This window comes from Nonomuraea sp. IBHARD001, assembly GCF_056106265.1.
Genome location: NZ_JBWBBW010000002.1, coordinates 8,469,274 through 8,495,844 on the forward strand (window position 1 = coordinate 8,469,274; position 26,571 = coordinate 8,495,844).

Annotated in this window: 18 protein-coding genes, 4 tRNA genes and 1 pseudogene; 12 read left to right on the forward strand and 11 right to left on the reverse strand. The window is 66.7% G+C overall.

Annotation, left to right across the window (positions count from 1 at the left end):
- The first annotated feature begins 45 nt into the window (after positions 1-45).
- The 4 genes from ACTWNK_RS40150 (at position 46) to ACTWNK_RS40165 (ending at position 4,349) form a co-directional block, all read left to right on the forward strand.
- Complete coding sequence (locus ACTWNK_RS40150) at positions 46-1,095, forward strand: LacI family DNA-binding transcriptional regulator (RefSeq protein WP_474310168.1); 1,050 nt, start codon at positions 46-48, stop codon at positions 1,093-1,095.
- 325 nt (positions 1,096-1,420) lie between these two features.
- Positions 1,421-1,669: a hypothetical protein gene (locus tag ACTWNK_RS40155; RefSeq protein WP_474310169.1), complete on the forward strand. Its 249-nt coding sequence runs from the start codon at positions 1,421-1,423 to the stop codon at positions 1,667-1,669.
- A gap of 173 nt (positions 1,670-1,842) precedes the next feature.
- On the forward strand, positions 1,843-2,694 hold the full coding sequence (locus tag ACTWNK_RS40160) for an N-acetylmuramoyl-L-alanine amidase (protein ID WP_474310170.1): 852 nt from the start codon (positions 1,843-1,845) through the stop codon (positions 2,692-2,694).
- Between the two features lie 41 nt (positions 2,695-2,735).
- A complete protein-coding gene (locus ACTWNK_RS40165; RefSeq protein ID WP_474310171.1) occupies positions 2,736-4,349 on the forward strand; it encodes a beta-N-acetylhexosaminidase in 1,614 nt (537 codons plus the stop codon).
- Positions 4,350-4,434: 85 nt separating this feature from the next.
- Here ACTWNK_RS40165 and ACTWNK_RS40170 read toward each other — a convergent pair whose 3' ends face one another.
- Both ACTWNK_RS40170 and ACTWNK_RS40175 read right to left on the reverse strand, forming a co-directional pair.
- Complete coding sequence (locus ACTWNK_RS40170; RefSeq protein WP_474310172.1) at positions 4,435-5,490, reverse strand: quinone-dependent dihydroorotate dehydrogenase; 1,056 nt, start codon at positions 5,488-5,490, stop codon at positions 4,435-4,437.
- A 50-nt stretch (positions 5,491-5,540) separates the two neighbouring features.
- Positions 5,541-6,191 (reverse strand): response regulator, encoded by a 651-nt coding sequence (locus tag ACTWNK_RS40175; RefSeq protein ID WP_474310173.1) that lies wholly within the window; start codon positions 6,189-6,191, stop codon positions 5,541-5,543.
- 22 nt (positions 6,192-6,213) lie between these two features.
- Between ACTWNK_RS40175 and ACTWNK_RS40180 the strand changes: the two genes are divergently transcribed.
- The gene (locus ACTWNK_RS40180) at positions 6,214-6,600 is read left to right on the forward strand and encodes a tautomerase family protein (protein ID WP_474310174.1); all 387 of its coding nucleotides are present in this window, start codon (positions 6,214-6,216) and stop codon (positions 6,598-6,600) included.
- Here the strand turns inward: ACTWNK_RS40180 and ACTWNK_RS40185 are convergent.
- Complete coding sequence (locus ACTWNK_RS40185; RefSeq protein ID WP_474310175.1) at positions 6,597-7,418, reverse strand: thioesterase family protein; 822 nt, start codon at positions 7,416-7,418, stop codon at positions 6,597-6,599. The two genes, ACTWNK_RS40180 and ACTWNK_RS40185, sit on opposite strands and share 4 nt — an antisense overlap.
- 75 nt (positions 7,419-7,493) lie before the next feature.
- Between ACTWNK_RS40185 and ACTWNK_RS40190 the strand changes: the two genes are divergently transcribed.
- Complete coding sequence (locus tag ACTWNK_RS40190) at positions 7,494-8,165, forward strand: TetR/AcrR family transcriptional regulator (RefSeq protein ID WP_474310176.1); 672 nt, start codon at positions 7,494-7,496, stop codon at positions 8,163-8,165.
- Between the two features lie 261 nt (positions 8,166-8,426).
- Here ACTWNK_RS40190 and ACTWNK_RS40195 read toward each other — a convergent pair.
- The 4 genes from ACTWNK_RS40195 to ACTWNK_RS40210 all read right to left on the reverse strand — a co-directional run bounded on the left by ACTWNK_RS40195 (position 8,427) and on the right by ACTWNK_RS40210 (position 10,294).
- Positions 8,427-8,503, reverse strand: a tRNA-Phe gene (locus ACTWNK_RS40195).
- A gap of 4 nt (positions 8,504-8,507) precedes the next feature.
- Positions 8,508-8,582, reverse strand: a tRNA-Asp gene (locus ACTWNK_RS40200).
- A gap of 111 nt (positions 8,583-8,693) precedes the next feature.
- Positions 8,694-8,766: transfer RNA gene (locus ACTWNK_RS40205), tRNA-Glu, on the reverse strand.
- A gap of 67 nt (positions 8,767-8,833) precedes the next feature.
- Positions 8,834-10,294 carry a metallophosphoesterase family protein gene (locus ACTWNK_RS40210; RefSeq protein ID WP_474310177.1) on the reverse strand — a complete coding sequence of 487 codons (1,461 nt, stop codon included), beginning with the start codon at positions 10,292-10,294 and terminating at the stop codon, positions 8,834-8,836.
- Positions 10,295-10,370: 76 nt separating this feature from the next.
- On the opposite strand from ACTWNK_RS40210, the gene ACTWNK_RS40215 reads away from it, so the two are divergent.
- Positions 10,371-10,721, forward strand: a complete 351-nt coding sequence (locus ACTWNK_RS40215) for a metallopeptidase family protein (RefSeq protein ID WP_474310178.1) — start codon at positions 10,371-10,373, stop codon at positions 10,719-10,721.
- Between the two features lie 172 nt (positions 10,722-10,893).
- Positions 10,894-12,195, forward strand: a complete 1,302-nt coding sequence (locus ACTWNK_RS40220) for an MFS transporter (RefSeq protein ID WP_474310179.1) — start codon at positions 10,894-10,896, stop codon at positions 12,193-12,195.
- 1 nt (position 12,196) lies between these two features.
- Here the strand turns inward: ACTWNK_RS40220 and ACTWNK_RS40225 are convergent, their stop codons facing one another.
- Complete coding sequence (locus ACTWNK_RS40225) at positions 12,197-12,646, reverse strand: PspC domain-containing protein (protein ID WP_474310181.1); 450 nt, start codon at positions 12,644-12,646, stop codon at positions 12,197-12,199.
- Between the two features lie 91 nt (positions 12,647-12,737).
- Between ACTWNK_RS40225 and ACTWNK_RS40230 the strand changes: the two genes are divergently transcribed.
- The 3 genes from ACTWNK_RS40230 (at position 12,738) to ACTWNK_RS40240 (ending at position 15,008) form a co-directional block, all read left to right on the forward strand.
- A complete protein-coding gene (locus ACTWNK_RS40230; RefSeq protein ID WP_474310182.1) occupies positions 12,738-13,892 on the forward strand; it encodes an acyl-CoA dehydrogenase family protein in 1,155 nt (384 codons plus the stop codon).
- 157 nt (positions 13,893-14,049) lie between these two features.
- Positions 14,050-14,125 (forward strand) — tRNA-Lys (locus tag ACTWNK_RS40235).
- A gap of 529 nt (positions 14,126-14,654) precedes the next feature.
- Positions 14,655-15,008: a hypothetical protein gene (locus tag ACTWNK_RS40240; RefSeq protein ID WP_474310183.1), complete on the forward strand. Its 354-nt coding sequence runs from the start codon at positions 14,655-14,657 to the stop codon at positions 15,006-15,008.
- 124 nt (positions 15,009-15,132) lie between these two features.
- Here ACTWNK_RS40240 and ACTWNK_RS40245 read toward each other — a convergent pair whose 3' ends face one another.
- Positions 15,133-15,693 (reverse strand): integrase core domain-containing protein, encoded by a 561-nt coding sequence (locus ACTWNK_RS40245; RefSeq protein ID WP_474310184.1) that lies wholly within the window; start codon positions 15,691-15,693, stop codon positions 15,133-15,135.
- Between the two features lie 41 nt (positions 15,694-15,734).
- Positions 15,735-16,796, reverse strand: a complete 1,062-nt coding sequence (locus ACTWNK_RS40250) for an integrase core domain-containing protein (RefSeq protein ID WP_474310185.1) — start codon at positions 16,794-16,796, stop codon at positions 15,735-15,737.
- Between the two features lie 808 nt (positions 16,797-17,604).
- Between ACTWNK_RS40250 and ACTWNK_RS40255 the strand changes: the two are divergent.
- Positions 17,605-17,961: pseudogene (locus ACTWNK_RS40255) on the forward strand (tyrosine-type recombinase/integrase); the annotation flags it as partial.
- A gap of 360 nt (positions 17,962-18,321) precedes the next feature.
- On the opposite strand, the gene ACTWNK_RS40260 reads toward ACTWNK_RS40255, so the two are convergent.
- Positions 18,322-26,253: an RHS repeat-associated core domain-containing protein gene (locus ACTWNK_RS40260; RefSeq protein ID WP_474310186.1), complete on the reverse strand. Its 7,932-nt coding sequence runs from the start codon at positions 26,251-26,253 to the stop codon at positions 18,322-18,324.
- Positions 26,254-26,571 lie beyond the last annotated feature (318 nt).

The window sequence follows — 26,571 nt, forward strand, 5'->3', positions numbered from 1 at the left end:
CGTTTGGTGAGACAGGTGCCCATCCACGCATCGCGGGGGAGACACATGTCAGGACCGCCAGTCAAGACCAGCATCACCGAGATCGAGGCTCTGCCCCGACCTCGTCCGACCATCCGCAACGTCGCCGAACGCGCCGGCGTCTCGAAATCGCTGGTGTCACTCGTGCTACGCGGCTCACCCCACGTGAGCGAGCACCGACGCCAGGCCGTGCTCACGGCAGCGAGGGAGCTCGGCTACCGGCCGAACGCCGTCGCGCGCAGTCTCGTCGAAGGGCGTACCCACCTTGTAGGGGCGCTCGTCGCCGATCTGCACAACCCGTTCTATGCGGAGTTCCTCGACGGACTGCAGGAGAGCCTGCACGGCGACGGCTTACGCATGCTCATCGGCAACAGCCAATGGGACCCGGCGTTCGAGGACGAGGCCGTCGAGGCCTTCCTTGAGCTCAGGGTCGACGGACTCATCCTGCTCGGCATCCCGCCCACCAGCGAGACGCTGATCGAGGCCACGTCCTATACGCCCACGGTCGTCGTGGGTGAGCGCGAGATCGAACTCGACGGCGTCGACATCGTCGTCGACGACGACGAACTCGGCGCCAGGCTCGCCATCGACCACCTGGTCGAGCTGGGCCACCGCCGTATCGCGCACATCGAAGGCGCCCGCTCCTCCTCGGGCCGATTCCGCTGCGAGGGGTACCTCACCGCGATGCGCAGGCACAACCTCGCGCAGTACATCGTGGTCGAGACCGGCGACTGCACCGAAGAGGGCGGCAGGCGTGCCGCCATGGCCCTGCTCACCGGCGAGCCGAGGCCGACGGCGATCTTCGCCGCGAACGACATGGTCGCGCTCGGCGTGCTGTCGGCCGCCAGCGAGCTCGGCCTGCGCGTGCCGCACGACCTGTCCGTGGTGGGCTACGACAACACCCACCTGTCGGCAGTGCACCACATCTCGCTCACCACGATCGACCAGCCTCGCCGCACCATGGGGCGCTCGGCCGCAGCCCTGCTCAGCGACCGCATCGGTGACCCCGGTAAGGTCGCGCGGCTGCGCCAGGTGACCCCCGAGCTGATCGTGCGCCGCACCACAGGCCCCGCCTGACGCACCTCACAGGCGCCATGCTCAGCTTTCGCACTTCGTACGGCCGGCACATCGCCGTGCCGGCCGGGCACAGGTTCCACCGCTTTCCGCACCACCCCAGCACGTACCCATTCACGGCACCGGCACCGCCCAAAGCGCCCGAGGTACGACGGAGTCCACGCACCTCCGTCCTGCCTCGCGGCGCTTTTGCGTTGCCCGGGCCGGGCTGCGCCGTGCTCGGGCTCGCCTAAGTCCTGGCCAAAGCTGAGTCAATCCCCCGCAGCCGATCGGGCCCGCGCCTGTTTACTCGTCCACGTCATGACGTCTGATCCGGGGGGAACAAGTCATGCGTGATCCAGAACTGGTGTCCTGCGCCCAGCGCGCGGCGGCCGAGCTCGAACGCGCCTGGTCGCACTGGCGATCGGCGCGGGGCAGGGGCGCCGACGTGGGGGCCGAGTCGGTCGCCAGCTATGTCGCCCACTCCCTCGACCACCCGTGGGGCCGCCCGCGTGTGGTCCTCGGCCTCGACGCCGAGGACGCGAGGGAACTCGCCGCCCTGCTGCAGCGCCAGGAGGTCGGCGAACACGTCTGGTAGCCGGCCTGCTTCCGGCCGTCGGCAGGTCGCCCCCACCACCTGTCCCCGAGGCCATACCTGTGTGGCCTGCCACCCCGTATCACCCGCCCCCTCCCCACATCTCCCGCCCGCGCTCGTGGCCGTCCGGGCCGAAGGCGGCAGGCCTGCCCGTCGCGTCACGTAAGTTGGAGCGCATGCGTGTGACGAGCCGAGCCCTGCCCATGACCGTCCTCGCGCTGTGCGGCCTCGGCGCCGCCGCGTGCGGAGGCACTGCCAGCGGCGCGTCCGCGGTCCCCGCGAGCGACGCCGCCACGGTCGCCCAGGCGCCCGCGGTCGCCGACACCACCACCCAGGCGCAGTCCGGTGCCGCGACGAAGCCCGCGGCCAAGCCGCTGCAGGGCAAGGTCGTCGTGATCGACCCCGGCCACAACGGCGGCAACTACAAGAACCCCTCGGCCATCAACAAGAAGGTCAACGTGCTCACGCAGTGGAAGGCCTGCGACACCACGGGCACCGCGACCAACGACGGCTATGCCGAGGCCGCCTTCACCTGGGACGTCTCCAACCGGCTCGCCAAGATCCTCAAGTCGCGCGGCGCCACCGTCAAGCTCACCAGGGCCGACAACGACTCCACCGGCCCGTGCATCACCCAGCGCGCCGCGATCGGCAACAAGGCCAAGGCCGACGCCGCCGTCTCGGTGCACGCCGACGGCGCCGCGCCCGGCAATCACGGCTACCACGTGATCATGCCCAAGAAGATCAACGGCCCGGTCGACCCGGTCGTCGACGACTCCCGCGAGCTCGGTGTGGCCATCCGCGACGCCTTCGCCAAGGGCACCGGCCTGCCGTACTCCACCTATATCGGGAAGAAGGCCCTCAACTTCCGCAGCGACCTGGGCGGGCTGAACCTGTCGACGGTGCCCAAGGTGTTCATCGAGTGCGGCAACATGCGCAATGCGGGCGAGGCGGCCAAGTTCCGGGACCCGGCGTTCCGGCAGAAGATCGCACTGGCGCTGGCCAACGGCGTGCAGTCCTACCTGGGGTAGGGCGTGCGGCGTGTGCCCCGCAAAGTGACATCATGAGCGACATGACTGAGTTGCTCCCTCGCCCTCGTGTCGCCCATCCGCTGTCCGGCTCCTACGAGCTCACCGTGGCCGCCGTCGTCTCGGGTCCGGCCGACCTGGTGGACGCCGTACGGCTGGCGCTGACCGTGCTCGACCTCAGGCCGGGCGACTCCGGTGCGATCGACATCCGCCTTGATCCCGCTCTGGGCGAGGAGGGATATCGGCTCGTCGTCGGCTCGCGCGGGGTGGAGATCACCGCGGGCGGCCGCTCCGGTGCGTTCTACGCTGGGCAGACCTTGCACCAGTTGCTGCCGCCCGCGACCTACCGCGCGGCCGTCGCCCGGTCGGCGTGGACGATTCCCGGCATCAGGATCGAGGACTCCCCCGCGCTGGCGTGGCGCGGCATGCACCTCGACGTCGCCAGGCACTTCCAGCCCAAGCGCGAGGTGCTGCGCTTCATCGACCTCATGGCCGCGCACAAGCTGAACCGCCTGCACCTGCACCTGGTCGACGACCAGGGCTGGCGGGTGGAGAGCCCGGCCTACCCGCTCCTGCACGAGATCGGCTCGCACCGCGCCCGCACCATCCTCAGCCACTACCGCGAGGACGAGGTCTACGACGACGTCCCGCACGGCGGCTACTACACCCTCGACGACCTGGCCGAGATCGCCGCATACGCCAGGGCCAGGGCCGTCACCGTCGTGCCCGAGATCGACGTGCCCGGACACGCCACCGCGATCCTTTCGGCCTACCCGGAGTTCGGCGCGACGGGGGCCGAGTTCGAGGTGCTGGAGCGCTGGGGCATCTCGCCGAGCATCCTCACGCCGCTGCCCAAGACCGTCGACTTCCTCACCGTCGTGTTCGGCGAACTCCTCGACGCGCTCGGCGAGACGCCGTACTTCCACATCGGCGGCGACGAGTGCGTGCTCGACGACTGGAACGCCTCGCCCGAGATCAACGCCTACCGGGAGTCGCTCGGCCTGGCCACATCGGCCGAGCTGCACGCCTGGTTCCTGCGCCGCCTGGCCGACGTGCTGGCCGAGCGAGGGGTGCGGGCCGTGGTGTGGGACGAGGCCTTCGTCAGCGGCGAGCTGCGCCAGGACACCGTCGTCATGCCGTGGCGCGGGATGGGCGTGGCCCGCCGTGCCGCCGCGGCCGGGCACGAGATCGTCGCGACCCCGGTCTTCCCCCTGTACTTCGACTACGCCGAGGCGAGCTCGACCGACGAGCCGCGCACGATCGGCGACCCGATCACGGTCTCGGACGTCGTCGTGTTCGACGTCGCGCCTGAGGCCTGGTCCGACGAGGAGCGGGCCAAGGTGATCGGTGTGCAGGCCCAGCTGTGGTCGGAGTGGATCTCGGACCAGCGGCTGCTCGACTACCGCGCGTGGCCGCGTGCCAGTGCGCTGGCCGATCTCGCCTGGTCCGGCCCTTCGGCCCCCGACGACTTCCTGCCGCGCCTGGAGTCCCATCTGGCCAGGCTCGACGCCCTGGGGGTGGAGTACCGCCCGCTCGACGGCCCCCGCCCCTGGCAGCGCCGCCGCCCGCACCGGCCGGGCGCCGTGGCCGTGTCGGAGGTCATGGAGCACCTGGAGGAGCAGACCCAGCACGCCGACTCGGTGCGTCCCAGTATGTGATGCCGATCGCGGCCCCGCCCTCACCCGGAGGGCGGGGCTGCGCGTCTCACCCGGCGGCGGTGCGCCCGATCAGCTCGGGCACGGTTCACTCGGCGGCCGTGCGCCCGATCAGCTCGGGCACGGTGAGGCGCTGCCTGCGCAGTCGCCTGGCCAGCTCGCGATGGATGCCCGAGGCCCACAGCGGTCCCGCGTAGATCATCGCGGTGTACCCCTGGACCAGCGTGGCCCCCGCGAGCAACCGCTCCCAGACGTCGTCGGCGTTCTCGACCCCGCCCACGGACACCAGCGTCAGCCGATCCCCCACCCGGGCCCGCAACCGCCGCAGCACCTCGACCGAACGCCCCTTGAGCGGCCTGCCGGACAGCCCGCCCGTCTCGCCGTCGTGCTTGATCGTGGTGTTGGTGGCGATGATCCCGTCGAGCCCGAGTTCGAGTGCGAGATCGGCCACCGCATCCACGTCGTCGTCGGCCAGATCGGGCGCGATCTTCACCAGCAACGGGGTACGCCTCGGCGTCCCGTCGGCCACTTCCTTCACCGCGACGAGCAACGGCCGCAACAACTCGACGGCCTGCAGATTACGCAGCCCCGGCGTATTGGGCGAACTCACGTTGACGACCAGATAATCGGCCAGCGGAGCCAGCTCTTTCGCACTGCTCACATAGTCGGCGACCGCCTCGGACTCGGGCACGACTTTCGTCTTCCCGATATTCACCCCGACCACGACAGGCACCCCGCGAGTACGGCTCAGCCGCCGCGCCGCGGCCTGTGCGCCACCGTTGTTGAACCCCATGCGATTGACGACCGCATGCGCCTTCAGCACGCGAAACAGCCGGGGACGCGGATTACCGGGCTGTGCCTGCGCGGTAATGGTGCCGACCTCGACATGCCCGAATCCGAAAGCCGAAAGCCCTTCGGCGCACGCGGCGTCCTTGTCGAATCCGGCGGCCAGTCCCAAAGGCCCGGGGAAATGCACGCCGAAAGCACTGACCCGCAGGGCCGGATCACGCGGCGCGAGCACCCGGTGCACAAGGCGCTTGACGACCGGAAGGACCGACAACAGAGCCAGCGCCCTGACCGTCAGATGGTGAACGCTCTCGGCGTCGAAGCGGCTGAGAATCCAGGTGAACACGAGTCGATACATCGCGCCAAGGCTATCGCGCCCCCGCCTTCGGCTCACGCCCAACCCGCCCGCTACGGCACCAGCCCCGCCTCGTAGGCGATGATCGCCGCCTGCACCCGGTTGCGTACACCGAGCCTGGTCAGGATCGTGCTCACATACGCCTTGACCGTGCCCTCCACGATGAACAGCCGCCCGGCGATCTCCGCGTTCGACAGTCCGGCCCCGACCAGGGCGAGCACCTCGCGCTCGCGGTCGGTCAGCGCCTCGATCTGCTGCCGTGCCGCCGCCCCCTTGCCCATGCGGCCGTCCGCGAGCTGCCCGATGACCCGCTGGGCGACCTTCGGCGACAGGTAGGCGGCCCCTTCGGCCACCGCCCTGATCCCCGCGAGCAGCTCACGGGGATCGCCGGACTTCAGCAGGAAGCCGCTGGCGCCGACATCGAGGGCACCGGCGATGTAGTCGTCCTCGCCGAACGTGGTCAGCATGATCACACCGGTCCCCGGCACCGCACGCCTGATCTCCGCCGCCGCCGCGAGGCCGTCCAGGCGTGGCATGCGGATGTCCAGCAGCGCCACGTCCGGCCGGTGGGAGCGGCACACCTCCACCGCCTCGTGCCCGTCCGCAGCCTCGGCCACCACCTCGATGCCGGGATCGGCGGCCAGGATGGCCTTGATACCGGCCCTCATCATGGCCTCGTCGTCGGCCAGCACGATGCGAATCACGCCGTAACTATAGGTTTGGGGCATGACCCAAGTGAAAATCTACGGCCGCCGCGACATCTGGGCCGGGCGGCAGCAGGAGATCTCCGACCTCGTCCAGGCCGCCGTGCACACCGCCTGGCAGCTGCCCGCAGACAAGAGATTTCACCGGTTCCTGCTCCTCGACGCCGACGACCTCATCACCCCGCAGCGCGGCGAGCGCTATCTGATCGTCGAGATCCTCTGCTTCGAGGGCCGCTCGGACGAGGCCAAACGAGCGCTCATCCGCGACCTCTTCGCCCGGCTGTGCCCCGCCCTCGGCATCGGCGTCGAGGACCTGGAACTGACGATCATCGAAACGCCGAAGGTCAACTGGGGCATCCGGGGCGTACCCGGTGACGAGCTGGCCCTGACCTACCCGGTCTCGGTCTAGGACCGATCGGCCGGGACCCGTACGGCCGCGAGCTGGGTGGCCTGGGCGACGAGGTCCCCCTTGGCGTCCCAGGCCTGGGCGATCTCGTCCATCCGGTCGCCCGTGACATCGGAGGCCCGCAGCCGCACGCGCAGGGGCCCGGGCGCCGGGAGGCGGCGGATGTAGGCCGTGAGCTGGATCGTCGGCACCCAGCCTGGAATGCCCAGGTCGTAGGAGACCGGGGGCACCGGGTCGAGCGCGACCAGCAGCGACAGCGGGTCCCAGTCCGAGCCGTCGGCCAGGCGCTGCCACCCGGCGATGAGCCCGCGGCCCGACGGCGTGCCGAAGACGAAGCCCAGGTGACCCGGGTCGATCCGCTGCTCGACGACCTCCATCAGAGGCACGCGGAACCCCGCCCCCGGCGCGTCCGGCGGCGTGCGGAAGCACTCCTGCTCGTCGGGCAGCTCGACGGGCGTGTTGCCGCTCCACCAGGGACCGCCCTCCTCCAGGCGGCCCAGTGTGATCAGGGCCTCGACGCGGACCACGTCGCCCTGCACCAGCCGCGCCCTGGCCTGGGTCGCGCCGCGGCCCACCCGCAGCGGCTCGACGACGACCTCGGCGGGGCCCGGCTCGGGCGCGGTGACGAAGGTGCCGCTGACCGCCGTCACGTGCGGATGGTCGGCGCCGAGGCTCGCGACCGTCGCACGGCCCACGACGGCGAGCAGGTAGCCGCCGTGCAGCTTGGCGCCGACACTCCACTGGGCGTCCAGGACGGCCGCATAGGTGGCGGGCGCCTCGTGGACGAGGGTGACGGCTGTGGCTTCCTGGAAGGAGGGCATGGCTCTACGGTCCCTTCACGGATCGCGGGTCGATCCAGGTTGACACCGTTAAGCTGACGACGTCAACCTGGAGGCATGACGCCGACCGACAGACGGGTACGCGCCAGGCCCGGCGAAGGCGGGCGGCTGCGCGAGGAGATCCTCAAGGCCGCCGACGACCTGCTCGCCGAGACCGGGACCGAGGACGCGCTCACCATCAGGGCCGTGGCCGGCCGCACCGGGGTGTCGACGCCCTCGGTCTATCTGCACTTCGCCGACAAGGAGGCGCTGATCGAGGCGGTCTGCCTGCGCGCCTGGGACGAGCTGCACCGCCGCATGCGGGCACACGCCGAAGGCGTCGCCGACCCGTTCGCCGCACTCGGCCGGTGCGGGATCGCATACGGGCGCTTCGCCGTCGACCACCCCACGCAGTACCGGGTGCTGATGATGCGCTCGTCGTCGGCTCCCGCCGCGTCGGCCTGCTTCGGCTACATCGTGCAGGCCGTACGGGCCTGTGTGGACGAAGGAGTGCTCAAGGGCGATCCGGAGCGGCTCGCGCTGGGGTTGTGGTCGGCCGTGCACGGGCTGGCGTCGTTGCTCATCGCCCAGCCGTCCTTCCCGTGGCCCGACGACCTGGACGAGTTGATCGAGGACACCGTGCGGATGGCCGGGTTCGGCGCCGCACTGTCCTCACGCCTGCCCCGGCGCGCCCGCACACCCGCCGGGCTGGCCGGGGCACTCGACGACCTGGCCGAGCGATTGCGCTAGCCGGGCGTCTCCGTCCGGACGGCTTCCCTTTCTGTACGGCATGCGGATCGGTACGGCATTCGGATGACGACAGCACTCGGATCGACACGGCATTTCGGATGACGGTCGGAAAGGCTTTGGCCGACCCGGGCTCACAATGTCGCCCTGCCTGCCCGCCTGCCGCCCTTTGACGCTTCGCGAGTCGCGATTCGCGAAAGGAGGGCTGGAATGCAAAAAAGCCCCACACATGATGTGTGAGGCGATTTCGGAGTGCTTGTGGTGTGGTGGTCAGGGGCGGGGTCGAACCGCCGACCTACCGCTTTTCAGGCGGTCGCTCGTACCAACTGAGCTACCTGACCGAAGCGGTCCTGACGGGACTTGAACCCGCGACCTCCACCTTGACAGGGTGGCGAGCACTCCAAACTGCTCTACAGGACCTTGCTGTGCTGCTGTCTTGCTTTGCTGCCGTGTTGCTTTGGCTTGCTTAGCTTACCAGCTTTTCGGAGGTCTTCGACCCGCCGTTTCCCTGGATGAGCTTGCGCTTACCCGTGCCCCCAACGGGATTCGAACCCGTGTCGCCGCCTTGAAAGGGCGGTGTCCTAGGCCACTAGACGATGGGGGCTCAGGACTCGCATCCCTTGCCTGACGTCTTCCGTCGGAGACCTCTGAAGCATAGGGGACGATTGCCCCTAGTGCCAAAGTGGCGGTCCGGCGACCGGCGTCTGGCCACCTTCGATCGTTCCCGTTGGCGACGGGGCGTTCGTCGGTGCTGGGGAAATCATACGACTCGGCTCGTGCTCCAGGTGACGCTGGATGTAAACAGACTGCTCGCCGAGCCCGCCCAGAGTCACATCGTCCCAGGCCTGGAGCCTGTGGGTGTCGCGATCGAAGTACAGAACAGAGGCCTGGACGGGCGTCGGCTCGTCGTGTTCGAGCGCGCGCAGACCGGCTCCGCCGGTCGAACCCTGGACGAGTACCCGCGTGCCGGACGGCAGCAACGAGGTCGAGCGTTTGTGGGAGTGCCCGGCCAGCACCATGGGCGTGGCGCCGCTGAAGCCCTTGGCGATGTTCGGATCGTGCACGGCGACCAGGTCGACGGCCGCTCCCCCGACGACGGGACCGAGCCGCACCGCGCGCTCACGGCCGTACTCGACCAGCCGGGCCGGGTCGTTGTCCGACGCGACCGACTTGTCGGGGGTGAAGCGCGGATCGCCGAGCCCGTAGATGGTCAGGCCCGCGACCGTCTTGGTCGTGCCGTCCAGCACGACCGCGTTCTTCTGCCTGGCCACGGCGTCCTGCGTGACCTTGGAGTCGTGATTGCCGCGTACGAATACATACGGCACGCCGAGCTTGCCGATCTCGGAGACGAAGGCGTTCTCGGCCTTGGTGCCGTGGTCGGAGATGTCGCCCGTGTCGACGATGAGGTCGACCTTGAACTGGTCCTTGAGCGACTTGATGACATTCCACGCGATCGGATTGATGTGGATGTCGGAGACGTGCAGCACCCTGATGGAGGCCGGGTCGGCGTCGTAGACGGGCAGCGCCGAGACCGTGTCGTAGAGCTGCGAGACGTTCGTGACCAGCTTCGTCAGCTGGGCGCGGTAGCTCTCGAACTTCGTCACGATCGACTGCGCACTGCCCACCAGCGAGGGCGCGGCGGCCAGCAGCCCCGAGTACCTCGGCTCGACCAGGGAGCCCGGCCGGAACGTCATCGCGACGAGCGCCCCCGTCGCGGCCAGTCCGACCAGCCCCGCGAGCAGGCCGTACAGGGCGATCCTCGGTCTGCGGAACACCAGGAACGTGGCGATCAGGGCGCCGGCCGCCGCGCAGAGCAGTGAGCGGATGACCAGCGAGCGCACGCCGTCGCGCAGGTCGCGTTCGATCATGCCGGGCAGCCGGTCGGTCAGCCTGGGGTCCTCGATGAGTGCTTTGGCACGTTCCTGGTCGATGTTCTCCAGCGTTATGCGGAACTGCAGGGGCGCGTCGTGGCTGTCGAAGCGCAGCGTGCCGAGCGGTGAGACGTCGACGACGGTCTCGCCGCTCCACGAGGGCCGCAGCGACATCCCCGTCTCGACCGGGCCCACCTGGGCCTTCACCGTGCCGCTCAGCAGGATGCCCAGCCATGCTCCGGCCGCGGCGACGAGCAGCACCGCAGCCACCCACGCGGGTCGTCTAGTCCATCCCGAGAGCTTCATGCGACTTCATGCCTACCCGACGCAGGGCACAATGGCGAATGTGATCGAGGTCTCGCGACAGAAGTTCGAGGAACTCGTGGCCGAGGCGTTGGACACGATTCCCCCAGAGTTGACGCGCATGATGGACAATGTGGTCGTCGTGGTCGTCGACGACCCGCCCGAGCCCGATCTGCTGGGCCTGTACACCGGGATCCCCCTGACCGAGCGTGGCGACTGGTACGCCGGGGTCTTGCCCGATCGCATCGAGATCTACCGCTTGCCCATCTGTGAGATCTGCGACACGGAGGAAGCCGTGGTGGAGGAGGTGCAGATCACCGTTGTTCACGAGATCGCACACCATTTCGGGATCGACGATGATCGGCTGCATCAACTGGGGTGGTGACCGGGCTATAGCTTGGAGGCGGCAGCCCTGCTGACCTGGCGTAACAACCTGATATTTCACAATTTGTGATCGCCGTTTGCAAGAGCTTGGCTGCTTTCGGTTGCGAGTTGGCGCTCGGGCGGGCACCTTAGGTGACATACCGAACACTCTCAGTCAGGTTCAGCGAAGTCCTATGGGGGCCAGTCAGCCAGGACGGCTACCGGGGAGGCACCGCCGTGCGCCCGAACGCCAGGCGACCTACGGCGAGGTCATCGCCATCCGTGAGTTCCGCGCGCTCTGGTACGGCCAGGGCCTGTCTCTGCTCGGCGACCAGCTAGCCCAGGTCGCGCTCGCCGTACTCGTCTTCGAGCGGACGAACTCCGCGCTGGCCACGGCGGCCGTCTACGCGCTGACCTACCTGCCCTCGATCGTCGGCGGGCCGCTTCTGGCCGGACTGGCCGACCGGTTCGCGCGGCGCAGGGTGATGATCATCTGTGACCTGCTGCGTGCCGTGCTGGTGGCGGTGATGGCGCTGCCCATGACGCCGTTCCCCGTGCTGTGCGTGCTGGTGTTCCTCGTGGTGCTGCTCAGTGCGCCGTTCTCGGCCGCGCGTGCCGCGTTGCTGCCCGACATTCTGACCGGCGACCGCTATGTCGCCGGATCGGCGCTGCAGAACATGACGAACCAGGGCGTGCAGATGCTCGGCTTCGCGGCGGGTGGCGCCGTGATCGCCACCATGGGCCCGTACCGTGCGCTCGCGCTCGACGCGGCGACGTTCCTGTTCTCGGCCCTGATCCTCGTCTCAGGGGTGCGTCGCCGTCCCGCGATGGAGCGGCCCGAGGGCGCGCGGCCCTCCATGTGGACGATGACGAGGGCGGGAGCCGTTCTGGTCTTCGGGGATCGCAAGTTGCGGACGCTGGTGATGTTCGCCTGGCTGTGCGGGTTCTACGTGCTGCCCGAGGGGCTCGCCGCGCCCTACGCCGCCACGCTGGCGACGCCCGGGGGGCTGCCGCCCGAGGTGGTCACCGGGCTGCTCATGGCCGCGATGCCTACCGGCACGGTGATCGGCGCGTTCCTGTTCGGGCGGTTCGTCACGCCTTCGGGACGATTGCGGGCCATGGGGTGGATGGCCATGCTGAGCTGCGCACCGCTCATCGTGTGCGCGCTCCGGCCGCCGCTCCCCTTCGTGCTCGCGGCCTGGATGGTGTCCGGCATCGGCGGCGCCTACCAACTGGCGGCCAATGCGGCCTTCGTACAGTGCGTGCCCGCCGAACGGCGAGCTCAGGCGTTCGGGCTCGTGCACTCCGGCCTCATGGCCGTCCAGGGCATCGGCATCCTCATCGGCGGATTCGCCGCCCAGGCACTCGGTCCCGAGCCGGTGGTCGCGATCTCCGGTATCACCGGGCTGACCGTGGCCGCCGTGCTCGCGATGTTGTGGACCGAGTCCCGGGGCGACATCGTGGCCAAGGTCCGCGCCCAGGCGAGTGCCGGCTGACTCACGCCTGCGGCTTGGACTGCTCGTCCTTCGGCGCCTCAGGAGCCGCGGGAGCCTCAGGAGCCGCGGGCGGAGTGGCCGGGGCGGGCGGGGTGGCCGGCGGGTGGAAGGCCGGGCCCTGGTAGGTGGGCTCGTAGTAGCCGGGGCCCGCGGTGCTCGGCTCGTCGGCCTGTGACCAGGGGTTGCCCTGGTCGCCGTGGTTGTGCTGCTTCTGCTTCTGCTGGGCGATGAGATCCTGGGCGATGGAGTTACGCTTGCCCTCGTCCGGCATCAGCAGCCAGCCGACGGCGTAGACGCCGACGCCCAGACCGCCGAAGAACGTCGCGATGGCCAGGCCGATCCGCACGAGGTTCGCGTCGATGCCGACGTACTCCCCGATGCCCGAGGCCACTCCGGCGATGATCCGGCCCTCACGGGTCCGGCGCAGCTGCTTGGTGTTGGTTTCGCTCATGCCTCATACCCTGCCCTCGGAAGCGGGGTTGGCACATCGGGGATCCCCCCTGGTAGAACCCTGGTACGGCCCCGCAACCGAGAGGACGGCCATGGACGATCTGCTGCGACTCGACGACCGGCTCAGCGGCGATCAGAAACTGATCCGCGACACGGTCAGATCGTTCGTCGGCGACCGTGTCCTGCCCCACGTCGGCGACTGGTTCGAGGACGCCGTCTTCCCCGCGCGCGACCTGGCCCCCGCCCTGGGCGAGCTCGGCCTGCTCGGCATGCACCTGGAGGGCTACGGCTGCGCGGGCACCGACGCCACCTCCTACGGCGTCGCCTGCCGCGAACTCGAGGCCGCCGACTCGGGACTGCGCTCGTTCGTCTCGGTTCAGGGTTCCCTGGCCATGTTCCCGATCTGGAAGTACGGGTCGGAGGAGCAGAAGCGGGAATGGCTGCCCCGCATGGCCTCGGGCGAGGCCATCGGCTGCTTCGGCCTGACCGAACCCGACCACGGCTCCGACCCCGCCAACATGCGCACCACCGCCAAGCGCGACGGCTCCGACTGGGTGCTCAACGGCGCCAAGATGTGGATCACCAACGGCTCCGTCGCCGACGTCGCCGTCGTCTGGGCCCAGACCGACGACGGTATCCGCGGCTTCGTCGTCCCCACCGACACGCCCGGCTTCTCCGCCCCCGAGATCCACAAGAAGCTCTCCCTCAGGGCGTCCGTCACCTCCTCCCTGTACTTCGACGACGTCCGCTTGCCCGCCTCCGCCGTACTGCCCGGCGTCACCGGCCTGAAAGGCCCGCTCTCCTGCCTTTCGGAGGCCCGCTTCGGCATCCTGTGGGGGGTCGTGGGCGCCGCACGCGCCTGCCTGGAGTCGGCCGTCGACTACGCGAAGACCAGGGTCCAGTTCGGGCGGGCGATCGGAGGGTTCCAGCTGACGCAGCAGAAGCTGGCGTGGATGTACGTCGGCGTCGGGCAGTCGCAACTCACGGCGCTCCATCTCGGTGCGTTGAAGGACGCCGGCGAGTTGACTCCACGACAGGTCAGCTTCGGGAAGCTGGCGAACGTGCGTGCCGCCATCGACATCGCGCGGGAGGCTCGGGCGATCCTCGGGGGGAACGGGATCACGCTGGAGTACCCGGTGATTCGCCACATGAACAACCTGGAGTCGGTGCTCACGTACGAGGGAACCGAGGAGATCCACACGCTGGTGCTCGGGGAGGCGCTGACGGGGCTCGCGGCTTATCGGTAGGGGTGTCTCGTTCGCGCTGAGCGCTTGGTGTGCTTGGCGTATCGGAGGGGGACTCGCGTGAGGTATCGGCCGTCCTGGGTGCCAGAGTGCGTTATCGTGACCGGGCAGGCAGCCCGTCGCGTACCAGGCGGTACTCTCTGTACTCTTCCTCTATCGAGGGGCGTTAGCTCAATTGGCAGAGCTGCGGACTTTTAATCCGTAGGTTCCGGGTTCGAGCCCCGGGCGCCCTACCACCAAAAACCCCATCTGACCTGGGGTTTCTCGATGATCACAGGCTTCTGGGGCGGCCGAGATGGGGCGTTGGTTGTCCGGCGGTTGCTCTTCGGCACGGGTCCGGCACGCGGCCGACCGTTCCGCAGCCCGGATTGCCCCTGATTGTCATGCCAGACCCGCTAGAAGGCCAGGGGAACACCAAACCGGAAGACCTCACGAGGCACTCGATTCAGGTTGCGCCTGCGACCATGTCAAGAGTCGATCACGCCCTCGACCACGCCGAGGCGGCACGGCACCAGGGCCGTCGCCAGGCGGCTCGCGAGGCGCTCACCTCGCATGGGCGGCCTTTGCCGCCGCTTGACCAAGAGCCATCGGCAAAGCAGAGCTCCGGGCAAGGCCAGCGGAGTTTCACAGCAGGTCAATCAGGCGGACGCCCTCAACCGGATTGCCTTGCTCGCACACCCAAACGTTGATCAAACTCTCCGGCACGCCCACCTCCGGGACTCACAGTGGCTGACGTTCTGATCTCCTCTACGGAACGGAAGCTCAATGTTCATTCGCCTTACCCTGCTCGGCAGCGCCGTCCTGGCGCTGCTCGCATCCCCAGCCTCGGCCGGAACGCCTAACTCAGGCTGGACCAGCCAGTCCAACGAGGGATACGCCTACGTCTCCGCCGACCGCAAGCACATCACCGTGTGCGACCTGCGCGACGACGACAGGAAGGTCGACGCGGAGTACGCCACGTCCCTGCTCGACATCTACGCGGTGCCCGACCCGGACGGCCCACGGTCGGGGTGCGGGACCGACAGCACGTTCTTCTCCCGTATCGACGTCTTCAAGTTGTGCGTCACCGACGGCCTGAACCGGTATTGCCACAACCCCGTCTGGATCAAGCCGCAGTAGCCTGCGCTGCCCTGCCGGCCTGGCACGCTAAGCCTGAGCAGGTGGTGGTTCCCGGATGCTGCTGGGAACCTGTAACGCTTCAAAACTCGCGCACGTGGTCTGAGCTGGTGTTTCTTCAGATTAGTCAGGCGGCACGGTGGTACTCGCTGATGGCTCCGCTGAGCACCCTCCGGCGCTGAATCCGGCCTTCCCGCGGCATCACGACGTCCTCGTCTTGATCAGGTGGGCGTTGTTGGCGGGACTGGTGCGGGCGGTGCGCGTTGTAGTGCTCGACGTACTCGTTCAGAACCGAGCGAAGGTGGCGTTCGTCGTAGATCAGCATGCGGTCGGTGCATTCAGCTCGTACGGTGCGTACCCAGCGTTCGGCGTAGCAGTTGGCGCGGGGCGTTCGTGGCGGTGTCTTCATCACCGTGATGCCCTGACTGGTGAAGATCTCGTCGAAGGCGGCGGTGAACTTGGCGTCCCGATCACGGATGAGGAACCGAAATGACCTTGCCTGTCGGCCGAGATCCATAAACAGATTTCTCGCCTGCTGAGCCGTCCAGGCGCCTGTGGGGTGAGCGGTAACGCCCAGGATGTGCACACGTCGCGTTTCCACCTCCATCACGAACAACACGTATAAGCGCTTCAAGAAGACCGTGTCGACGTGGAAGAAGTCACAGGCGAGAAGCCTGTAACGCTTCAAAACTCGCGCACGTGGTCTGAGCTGGTGTTTCTTCAGATTAGTCAGGCGGCACGGTGGTACTCGCTGATGGCTCCGCTGAGCACCCTCCGGCGCTGAATCCGGCCTTCCCGCGGCATCACGACGTCCTCGTCTTGATCAGGTGGGCGTTGTTGGCGGGACTGGTGCGGGCGGTGCGCGTTGTAGTGCTCGACGTACTCGTTCAGAACCGAGCGAAGGTGGCGTTCGTCGTAGATCAGCATGCGGTCGGTGCATTCAGCTCGTACGGTGCGTACCCAGCGTTCGGCGTAGCAGTTGGCGCGGGGCGTTCGTGGCGGTGTCTTCATCACCGTGATGCCCTGACTGGTGAAGATCTCGTCGAAGGCGGCGGTGAACTTGGCGTCCCGATCACGGATGAGGAACCGAAATGACCTTGCCTGTCGGCCGAGATCCATAAACAGATTTCTCGCCTGCTGAGCCGTCCAGGCGCCTGTGGGGTGAGCGGTAACGCCCAGGATGTGCACACGTCGCGTTCCCACCTCCATCACGAACAACACGTATAAGCGCTTCAAGAAGACCGTGTCGACGTGGAAGAAGTCACAGGCGAGAAGCCCCTTCGCTTGCAGCCATAGAAACGTCCGCCAAGAAGTGTCGAAGGTTCGTGGCGCCGGCCGGTGTCGGCGTGAACGCAGGATCCGCCGCACGGTCGCCGCGCTGACCTGCAAACCAAGCCGAACCAGTTCACCGTGGACCCGCCGGTACCCCCATCTTGGGTTCTCACGGGCCAGGCGGAGGACCAGATCCCGGACCTCTTTGCTTGTTCCGGGACGGCCGGTGCGGTGGGGATAGGTCCAGGAGCGTTTGATCAAACGACGATGCCAGGCCAAGAGGGTGCCTGGAGTGACCAGCCGATGACCGCGCAGCACCGACGGCAGGAAGCGGGCCAAGGCCGCCAGGAGCGCCCGATCGGCCCAGTCCGGCCTCGGCCGCACAACCTGACGCTTCAACACGGCAACTTCGTGGCGGAGCACCATGATTTCGACATCCTTGGAAGCCTGGCCACGCCCCAGCAACACCAACCAGCCGAACACCCGGATCAAGGTCAAATACAGCAGACGAACCGACACGAACTGCGATCTTGCCCGTAGGGCCTGTGGAGGTCAAAGCCGCAGCTCAAGCATCACGCGATGAGTTATGAAGCGGTACAGGTCACGCCCAGGACGTGCACGCGCCGTGTCTCCACCTCCATCACGAACAACACGTAGAGGCGTTTCAAGGAGAGCGTGTCGACATGGAAGAAGTCGCACGCCAGCAGCCCTTTCGCTTGGAGGCGTAGGAACGTCCGTCAGGAGGTATCGATGTTCCTGGGAACCGGGGCAGGCCGACGGGCCCGCAGTATCCGCCGCACGGTCGCTTCGCTGAGCTGAATACCGAGCCCGACCAGCTCACCGTGCACCCGCCGATACCCCACGTCGGATTCTCCTGGGCCAGACGGACGACCAGGTCCCGAGCTTCCGTGCTCGTCGCGGGACGGCCAGAACGGTGAGGGCACGTCCAAGCGCGCTCAATCAAACGGCGATACCACGCCAGCAGAGTGCCCGGTGTGACAAGACGATGAGCTCTCAGCACGATCGGCAGGAAACGGGCCAGCGCCGACAGGAGCGCCCGATCAGCCCAGTCAGGCTTCGGCCGCGCGACCTGGCGCTTCAATACGGCCACCTCATGCCGGAGCACCATGATCTCGACGTCCTTGGACGACCGACTACGCCTCAGCAACACCAGCCAGTCGAACACCCGAATCAGGACCAGATACAGCAGACGAACCGACACAAACCGCGATCTTGCCCGTACCGCTCCCGTAGGTCAAAACCGCAGATCAAGCACCCCCGCGATGAGTTATGAAGTGGTACAGGGACACGGTGGCAAGACCACGGCCTTGTCTTCACCACCAAGACCGGCCTGCCGATGCAGCCCAGCAACGTCAACCGCGAGTTCCACCCGCTCCTGCGCGGTGCCGGACTCCGCAGAATCCGCTTTCATGATCTCCGACACTCATGCGCCACGCTCCTGCTGGAACAAGGCGTGGAGCTGGTCACCATCAAGGAGCTCCTCGGCCACGCCCACATCGCCATCACCGCCGACACCTACGGCACGTCCGGCTCCGCCTCCAGCACGACGCCGTCGAACGGATGGGCGACGCCCTGCGCCACACCGGACCGTTGCCGTCAGAAAACGATCATCCCTTACGTTGCCGTCAATGGCAGGAACTTTCCCGATTCACTTCTCCGATGAGGTACCGATTAGCCAGATGTCCGACCAATAGATCAGCTCAGTCCTCGGCTCATCGATAAGCGCAAGAGCGCACAATCCAGCGTTCAGATGGATTGAAATAAGGCGAACTTCATCTGTCGGATATTCATCTAGACACTGGATAAGCTTCTTGATTTCTTGGAACTTTATTGAGCCTTCATCTAGTCGACGCAACCTGTGAGCGTAGGTTCGTATTAGCTCATATGTAGAAATCGCCGGAGATGAGTCATCGACATGGCTAATCTCGCTCAGCAGCGGCAGGAGAGTTGGAGGCACAACCTTCCGCGCTATCGCCCGGACAGCCATAGCCTGGAAGGTCTCGGCCAACATCATCTTACCTCTCTAGCAGCCGGGTTGGCGCCACGGTCCATTGCCAATGCTGATCTCTGCACCGGGCAGAGGCCCAGAGATCAATATCTCCTTCTCATCGTAAATGTCGGGCGAGTCGAAGATTCGATCCTTGGGGACGGCGCTCTTCGGAATTCTCATGACGATACCTCTGGGCCCCATTTCTTCTGCTGCGTCTCGCGCAACTCCATCGAGGTCCGTTGTCCACGAGGTAAAGATACTGTGCGTATTTCCGCCGTTGTGGAGGCCAGGATCAGAATGACCGCCGCGCGGCGTCGCTATTCCTCGGAGCGCATCCCTATAGAACCAGTGGTTCTCTGGAACCCCTCTGTAGATATAGTCATCTTCGCCGTCATTATGAACCAGGATAGCCTGATCCCCGGCTACCACGTGGTAGGTGTTCAGGTCGTCTACGGTCAGGTTGTGGACACGTTGGGTGGCGGTCCGCTTTCCGACGGCCTGGATCTGGACATGAGTGCCTGCGGCGGTTCGAAGCCAGGTTCCCGGCTGAAGGTCTGTGGCGTTGACCCATTTGAAGAGTGCCGGAACCCAGAAGGGGTGCTCGGCCGTGGTGGTGATCGTGTCACCGGTTCGATTGCCGTTGCCGGGCGGGGTGATGGTGAGTTCGACGAGGGACTTCAGACCATCACCGGTGATGAGGGTCGTGACCGGGCGGGCAGCCGTGGTGTTCGTGACAGGATCGTGCGCGAGGACGAGGTCTCCGACACGAACGGATTCGATCGGTTTGGCCGAGCCGTCAGCCATGAGCACTCGGGTCCCGGCAACGAAGCTGTTGGGCGTGCGGCGGGTGGAACAGCCTGCGAGGTCCAAGCCGGGGATCTCGCCGATTGGAAGCTGAGGGGCGATGTTGTCGATGATCTCTTCGATGACCGACTCAGTGACGTCTTCGACGACGTCTTCGACGATTTCGCGTGCGCAGCCGTATCCGGAGCAGGTGGCGCTCGCCGTGGAGTCGCTCAGATCCGATCGAGTGCCGGGAGTTGAGTCCGCAGCCTCGTTGAGGCCATTCCTGACCGGATCATTGACAGGGTCCTTCTTGGTCGTCGGCTTGGCGGGGTCCCCTGCCTTCTTCGGTGGCTTCTTACCGTTGTCTCCGGCTTTCTTGGTTGGAGGCTTGGTGTCCTTGTCGCTCTTGGACGTCTTCTTCGGGGGTTTACCGGTGTTCGTCTTCTTAGTCGGCGGCTTGACCACGGCCGGCGACTTGGCCTTCGCCTTCGGCGGAGTCCATTTCGCCTTGACCGAGGGCTTGCTCTTCACCTTGGGAGAAGTTTTTGTTTTGACACCCGAGCACTTCTTTTTGCACGGGCCTGTCGGATTGGTCTTCAGTTTCCGTCCTACACCTTTGCCCTCAGCATTCCGAAGGCCCGCCGCCGCCTTCCGCATGTCCTCCCCCTCCATTCGGGCGCGGCGCTTGTCGAGCCAGCGATGGTAATCGATACCCTTCTGCTGCCCAGCACCAGCACTGGCAGTCAGAGGGGAGTCCTTTCTGATATAGCTCCCGACCGCTCTTCCGCCGGGGCCAGGTATTCTGCTCTCCAAGTGAGAGCTCGTAGCCTGCCCGATCCAGTCATTCCCTGAGAGAATCGGGTAGTTTCCGCTAGGGTCGACGTGGCCGAGCGGGTCTGCGTTGGCGTAGCCATAGCGATTGAGCTGGGCGGACGGATCAGCATCCAGTGCCATGTCGTCGCGTGATGTGAACCCCCCGCTGCCCGGCTGATACCAGCGGGCGTGCATGTTGACCTTGCCGGTGTCCGGGTCGGTGTACTCACCTTGATAGCCGAGGCTGGGTTTGGTTCCACTGGTAGCCATCACCTCGCCGAACGGGCTGTACGCGACGGAGTCGACGAGCGCAGAACCCGAGAACGTGCCCACAACGTCACCGTGTTGGTCGTTCATGACGCCGACAGCTGAGGCGGTGCCCTGCTTGATGCTGAGAACGCCTCCCATGGGATCGCGTCCGTACTTCGTCGATATCGCACCGGTGGCGTCGCTCACGCTGACCATGTCGTTGCTGAGGCCGGCGTAAGTGAACCGGGTCTCGGTCGTTCCCTTGACACGGCCTGACAGGCGGCCGAGGGCATCGTAACTGTAGGTGGCGTCACCGTCGGCGACCAGACGGTCGAAGGCGTCGAAGGCGAGGTTGCGAGTGCCGGTCACAGTGGTCTCGGTCGCCAGGGTGCCCCGTGGAGTGTAGGTATACGCGGCTCCGTTTCCAGAGCTGAGCCGGTTGCGCTCGTCGTAGGTGAACGTACTGGCTCCGGCCTGCACCCGGTTGCCGGCGGCGTCCCAGGTATAGGTGGTGGTGTTGCCGTTCGGAGCAGTCCATGACGTCAACCGGCCCGCGTGGTCATACCCGTAGGTGCTGCTCCCCGCGCCTGCTGTTCCCTGGGTGATCTTGGACAGTAGATTGTCGTCTTTGTCCCAGGCGTACGAGATCTTTGCGAGCTGGGTACCGCCGCTGTTCTTCAGTGTGTGAGTGGCGATTCGCTGGAGCGTGTCGTAGGTGTAGGCCTGGCTTGTCGCAGGGTTGGCCGACGTGAGGCTGGTCAGGCGGTCATTGTTGTCGAAGCCGTAGGTGTAGGTTCGGCCGCTGACCGGGTCGGCAGCGGTCGCCAGTCGGCTGTTAGCGTCCCAGGTGAAGGCAGCGTTACCGGAAGTGTCGTTGCGGGTCAGCGGGTTCCCGAGCGCGTCCCAGGTGAAGGCGGCGATCTGAGTTCCCTGCTTGCTGACCTTGGTGATCAGCCCGCGGTCGTTGTATTCCAGGCCGTAGTCCCCGATAGCGGTGCGCCTGCCCGACAGGTCATAGGTGTACACCCGCTCCGGGGTCGCGACGCTCGCCCCGGTGCCGGTCTCCCTGACGACACGCCCGAGGTGGTCGATCTCCCGTTCGACCTGAACACCGCCGGGCTCGGCGATGCCTGTGAGATATCCGGCGGCGTCATAGGAGCTGGTCCAGGTCCGATCGGCAAGATCGGGATAGGCGGTCGTAGTCGGCTCGATGAGCTTCTCCTCGAGCCCGAGGCTGTTGTACGTCGTCCACACCGCGTTACCGCGACCATCCGTGACACGCGTTTCGGCACCGGTGGCGTCATAGCCGAAGGTCGTTGTGATCGATTCGGTCGCCGACACCGGTTCCACCAGCTCGATCAGCTCACCGCTGGCGTCGAAACGCTGTCGGGTGACCCTGCCTTCACCGGAAGCGGTCTCGATCGGGTTCGAAGCAGCGTCGTAGGCGTACCCGACGGTGCGCGTCACGCCTCCGGCCACGTTCAGGTCCTTGACAGAGATCAACCGCCCAGCGAGGTCGTACTCTGACAGGCTGCCGTAGCCGAGCGGATCGACGCTCTTGAGGCTCCGCCCAGCCAAGTCGAATGTGGCCGTGGACGTGAGCTGCATGGGGTCGGTCAGCGAGGTGGTCTCACCGGCGGCATTGGTGACGTACGAGGTCACCTTGTTGCCAGGAAGGGTCTGCTTGACCAGGTCGTTCGCGTCGTTGTACTCCAGCTTCGTGGTGTACGAGGCTGTAGTGGGGCGTCGTTCGACCACAGTCCGGGTGATGGCGCGCCCCAGTCCGTCGTAGGTCGACTCGGTCCTCGCTCCGGTTGGGTCGGTCTGAGCCAGGAGCTCACCGACCAGGTCGTACTCACGCACCCAGCGCCCCGCAGTGCTTCCCGCAGGCGTGGGGTCCGTTACACGGACCGTATTACCTAGCGCGTCGTACTCGGCGCTGGTCTGGTGGCCTCGCGGATCGGTTGCTCGGACGAGACGACCCGCCGCGTCATACAGATAGGAGACTTGCGGCACCAGCGCTGTGCCACCGCCTGGCGGGGTGTAGGGGGCTCCGGTCACCGAGGACACCCGTCCTGCTCGGTCGAACGCGGTTGTGTTCGACCTACCTTCCGCATCGACCGTGTGTGTCTGCCTACCCACGCTGTCATAGCCATACTTGGTGACAGGGCGTCCGGCCTGCGCCGTCCCCTCCTTCTCGATCTGGACTTGTGGGCTGCGTACCTCGATCAGACGCCCGGCGGCGTCGTAGGCCAGGTCCGTAGTGAACGCGTCAGGATCTGCGCCGGCTACATGTCCCCGCGGATCAACGATCTCGACAACGTCGCCCCGATCGTTGACTGTCCAGCTGGTAATGAGGTCCTCAGCGCCATTCTCGACGGTTCTCCTGATCAGCCTGCCGTCGCTGTTGTACGCGTAGTCGGTGCGTTCGGTTCGCGGCGTGCCCAGCGCACTGCGGGTGGTGATCGTGATGTTGTTGTTCGCGTCGTAGACGTAGCTGATCTTGCGGCCCAAAGCGGTCGGATCGAAGGTGGAGCTGGTGATGCGGTTGGCCGCGTCGTAGACGTGGTCCGTCCGCTCCCGTCCGCCGCCTGCGATCTGACTGGTCAGATTCCCTGCAGCGTCGTAGGTATTGCTCTCAAGCACGATGTCACGTGTGCTGGTCGAGCCGTTGACCTTCACATCATCGGCGATGACCTGGGCCACTCGGTTGTCGCTGTGATAGGTGTACGCGGTCTTCCGCCCCATTGCGTCCACTTCAGCGGCGAGGCGGCCAGCGGGGTCATAGGACATGGCCCCCAGCACGATCTCCGCCGTAGGGGAGGGCGATACTGGGCTGCCCGTCCAGTTCTTCAGAGTTCGCGTGGCGAGCTCTCCGCGCTTGGTGTAGACGAAGCCGAACTGCGCACCCATCTCATCGGTTATCAAGGTGCGTGCACCGACGTGATCCCACGCGTAGCGGACCACGCCCCCTTCAGGTCCCGTGACCGTCTCCACACGTCCGTAGGCGTCGTATGTGTAGGTGTTGCCAGCTGTGGCGTCGCCTCCGGTCAGGTCGACTACCGCGTGCGTCAGGACGTTGCCGTCGGGATCGTAGGTGTAGCGGCTTTCGGAGGTGTGCGTAACGTCGGTCACCTCGTTCTTCACCGGAGCGCCTGTGTGGGTCGCGACCCTGCCCACATTGTCGTAGGCCACCGTCGTCCGGACGCCTGCCGGGAAGGTAGAGGAGAACACCGAGCGCGCCACCACGCGTCCCAGCGCGTCGTGCTCGAATCGGGTCACCTGACCACCCGGTTCCGCCTGCTCGGCGAGATCACCGGTTGCGGTGTAGCGAAGCGGCCACACTTCTCCCTTGGCGTCGCTCTGCTCCTTCACCAGACCGGCTGGCGTGGTTCCGCCTCCGACGGCAGGCTCGGTGCCGTCGGTATAGGTCGTCGTGGTTGAACGCCCGGCAGTGAAGTCCGGAGTTGCCGGGGTCGTCTCGCGTACCTGCTCGCCGTACTGGTCGTACTCGAAGGTGGTGCGGTAGGTGTTGTCGGCTTCGGAGGTTGAGCGCCCGTTGCGTATCGTCAGCACGCGGTCATTGCGTGGGTCGAACTCGTTGGTGGCGTTCAGGTGATGCGTGAACCACCGCTTTGCGGTGATCAGTGCTCCAGTCGAAGCGCCGTAATAGCAGTCATCGGGATTGGCCGGTTCGCTACCTACGGGCTGAGGCTTACAGGTGTACTCCAAGACGACGTTGCCACGTTTGTTTCGAGCTTGGCGGGTGACGATTCCGTTGGGATCGATACGGCTCACGCCGTAGCCCTTGGTGTCGTACTTGTACTCGGTTTTCTTCCCCAACTGGTCGACCTGTGAGACCAAGCGGTACCCACGCCAGGCGTCATGCTGGTAGGCAAGGGTGTTGTTGTGAGGGTCGGTGACTGTGGTGCTGGTCAGGCCCGTCTCAACATTGACGGGGGTAGGCGCGGCAAACTTCCAGAGGCCGCCGTTGTGGTCGGTGTGGGTTTTGATCTTGTCCTTGGCGGTGTCGTAGACGTTGTCGGCCCACACCCGCCCGGAGGGCAGCTCCACCTTGGCCAGCAGATGCGGTGCGGCCACACGGGCGTCGTAGTGCCCGGCCACCTCGGACGCGCCGAGCGGCCGATCGTAGACGGCGACCTCGTCGATGCGGCCGGTCAGCCCCCACCGGGTGGTCGTCTTCCCGGCGGCCGGGAGTTTGGCCGAGGGCCAGGCGGCGGTGCTGATGCCGTACCCGACGGAGGCATAGCGCAGCCAGTTGTGGTCGATCGTCCCGGCCAGCGTCCCGACGGCGGCCCCGTCCAGGTAGAGGGTCTGGGTGCTGCCGGAGCCGGTCAGCACGGCGTGGTGCCACTGGTCGTCGTTGACGGCTGCGGCCGTGGTGATGGGCGAGATCAGCGGGGTGCCGTTGGCCTGCAGGGTACGGAACTGGCCGCGCAGCTTGCCGTCGAGCCCGACGTAGAGCATCGGCGTGCCCGCCCGGTCGCCCACACCGTTCGAGCGGCGCTCCAGGAAGGTGGGGCCGACGTAGGCGAGGATGCCGGAGGTGGCGGTCTTGAACCACAGCTCCGCCGACAGAGCCCCGGCCGTCCTGGGAAACAGGTGGTCGGGCAGGATCACCTGCGAGTCGCCGTTGAAGCTCACAGAGGCGTCGGTGGAACCGCCCAGGGCGCCGCCCTGCTGCAGAGTCACCCCGTCCAGGCCACCCTCGCCGGAACCCCAGCCCAGATTGGCCGCAACGGTCGTCGGCACATCCGGGCACTGCTGCGGCGAGATCTCGCACAGTGTCGAGGGCGTCGGGGTCGGACCGGGCGACATGACCGGCTCGCCGAGCCGCCAGTAGCCGACCGGCTCGTCGTCCTCGACCAGGCCACGGTAGAGGGAGCCGTTGGTGTAGGTGTAGGCGGTGCACGCGGTGCCCGTGCCGGGGGCGCACACCTGGGTGAGGTTGTCGCCGGTGTAGGCGTACGTCCAGGTCAGCGGGGCACCGTTGACCGGATCGGTGGACACGGACGTCACGTGCGCGCCGGTCCAGGTGAACGTCAGCGACCTGCCGCCCACCCCGGCCGCCGTCGCCAGTTTGCCGCCGCCGTCGTAGGTGAGCGTCTGCTCACGCCCGCGCTGGTCGGCCACCTTCGTCAACCGCCCGGCGGCGTTGAAATGGTAGGTGGTCGACGACTTGTCCATCAGCTTCCACCCACCGCCCGCCACCTCGGCCAGCGTGGCGTACATGCCGGGCGGAGGCTCGAACAGGCCGCCCCCCTTGGGCGCGAACCGCAGCCTGCGCCCGTCCGGGTAGGTCACCAGCAGTGCACTGCTGGGCTCGGCCTCGACCTTCATGTCGAACCTGGTCGACCACCCCGCCCCGAACAGCCCGTCACGGCGCGCGTCCAGGCTGTTGTAGGAACGCACCACCGACAACGCCGGGCCCACCGTCGCCACCGAGGCGTCCTGCACTGAGGTCGTGTAGTTACCCGACAGCTGATGCACCTCCTGGCCCAGCTCACCCCGCGCCGCCAGCTGCGACCCGACCGTCGGCTGCCGCGAGCCGGTCACGAACCGCCGCTCCTCGGTCGTCCAACTCTCGGTCGCGGTGGAGATCGTCACCGCCCAGTCATAGGTCTTCCCCCACACCAGCTTGTTCGCCGGCACCTTCCACGTGTTCACCCCCGCGGCCAGCACCGGCGAATGCACCCACGGCATCCCCACGATCTCCGACTCATCACACTCGATCGGAGGCTGCAGCCCGTCCGGATACTCGTCCTCCGGTACCTCACACACGTGAAAGCGCAGGCTGTACGGCCCGCTGCCGCTGTCCACCACCACCATGGCCAGAGTCGGCGTCACCGACCCCACCTGCGCACCAGGCAACGGCCACCTATCAGCCACCGTCGGCGGATTCGAGGCCATCGCCGCGTCGAAGGCCTCGGCCCGCTCAACACCGGACGCCGGAGCAGATTCGGCAGGGGCGGGACTGGTCACCACCGAACGATCGTCGACACGGCTCACCCCGTCCGGACGCTCCACACCCGCCAGCTCTTCACCGGAAGGCTCGACAACCGCTGTCGTGGCAGCGCTGTCCACCAGCGTCGGCACACCCTCAGCCGAACCCGACTGCTGCTGCGGTACCTCCTCGCTGCCTCCCTCAACCGGTGTAGGCGACTCCGGAGGAGATGCCTGCGCCACCACGGCCCCAGCAGGGATCGCCACCAAGCTCGGCGCCAAGACAGCAGTGGCGGCAAACGCCACTGCCAACATCGAACGACTCAGCCGATCCCACAGGAGCCAGCGCATACGACTTCACACTCCGCACACAAGAAGACGACGCATCAAGAGGCTTGGAAGCGGTTCTCACTGGGCACAACTGGGGGCACATCCGCTATAGAACGCTCCAAAACACCCAAAACCTAGATC

What these genes read in the sequence shown, in the direction of transcription:
- ACTWNK_RS40180 (WP_474310174.1), top strand. Translation starts at nt 6,214, where the DNA reads ATGACCCAAGTGAAAATCTACGGCCGCCGCGACATCTGGGCCGGGCGG.
- ACTWNK_RS40165 (WP_474310171.1), top strand. Translation starts at nt 2,736, where the DNA reads ATGACTGAGTTGCTCCCTCGCCCTCGTGTCGCCCATCCGCTGTCCGGC.
- ACTWNK_RS40155 (WP_474310169.1), top strand. Translation starts at nt 1,421, where the DNA reads ATGCGTGATCCAGAACTGGTGTCCTGCGCCCAGCGCGCGGCGGCCGAG.
- ACTWNK_RS40150 (WP_474310168.1), top strand. Translation starts at nt 46, where the DNA reads ATGTCAGGACCGCCAGTCAAGACCAGCATCACCGAGATCGAGGCTCTG.
- ACTWNK_RS40240 (WP_474310183.1), top strand. Translation starts at nt 14,655, where the DNA reads ATGTTCATTCGCCTTACCCTGCTCGGCAGCGCCGTCCTGGCGCTGCTC.
- ACTWNK_RS40225 (WP_474310181.1), bottom strand. Translation starts at nt 12,646, where the DNA reads ATGAGCGAAACCAACACCAAGCAGCTGCGCCGGACCCGTGAGGGCCGG.
- ACTWNK_RS40190 (WP_474310176.1), top strand. Translation starts at nt 7,494, where the DNA reads ATGACGCCGACCGACAGACGGGTACGCGCCAGGCCCGGCGAAGGCGGG.
- ACTWNK_RS40185 (WP_474310175.1), bottom strand. Translation starts at nt 7,418, where the DNA reads ATGCCCTCCTTCCAGGAAGCCACAGCCGTCACCCTCGTCCACGAGGCG.
- ACTWNK_RS40170 (WP_474310172.1), bottom strand. Translation starts at nt 5,490, where the DNA reads ATGTATCGACTCGTGTTCACCTGGATTCTCAGCCGCTTCGACGCCGAG.
- ACTWNK_RS40160 (WP_474310170.1), top strand. Translation starts at nt 1,843, where the DNA reads ATGCGTGTGACGAGCCGAGCCCTGCCCATGACCGTCCTCGCGCTGTGC.
- ACTWNK_RS40215 (WP_474310178.1), top strand. Translation starts at nt 10,371, where the DNA reads ATGGCGAATGTGATCGAGGTCTCGCGACAGAAGTTCGAGGAACTCGTG.
- ACTWNK_RS40230 (WP_474310182.1), top strand. Translation starts at nt 12,738, where the DNA reads ATGGACGATCTGCTGCGACTCGACGACCGGCTCAGCGGCGATCAGAAA.
- ACTWNK_RS40220 (WP_474310179.1), top strand. Translation starts at nt 10,894, where the DNA reads ATGGGGGCCAGTCAGCCAGGACGGCTACCGGGGAGGCACCGCCGTGCG.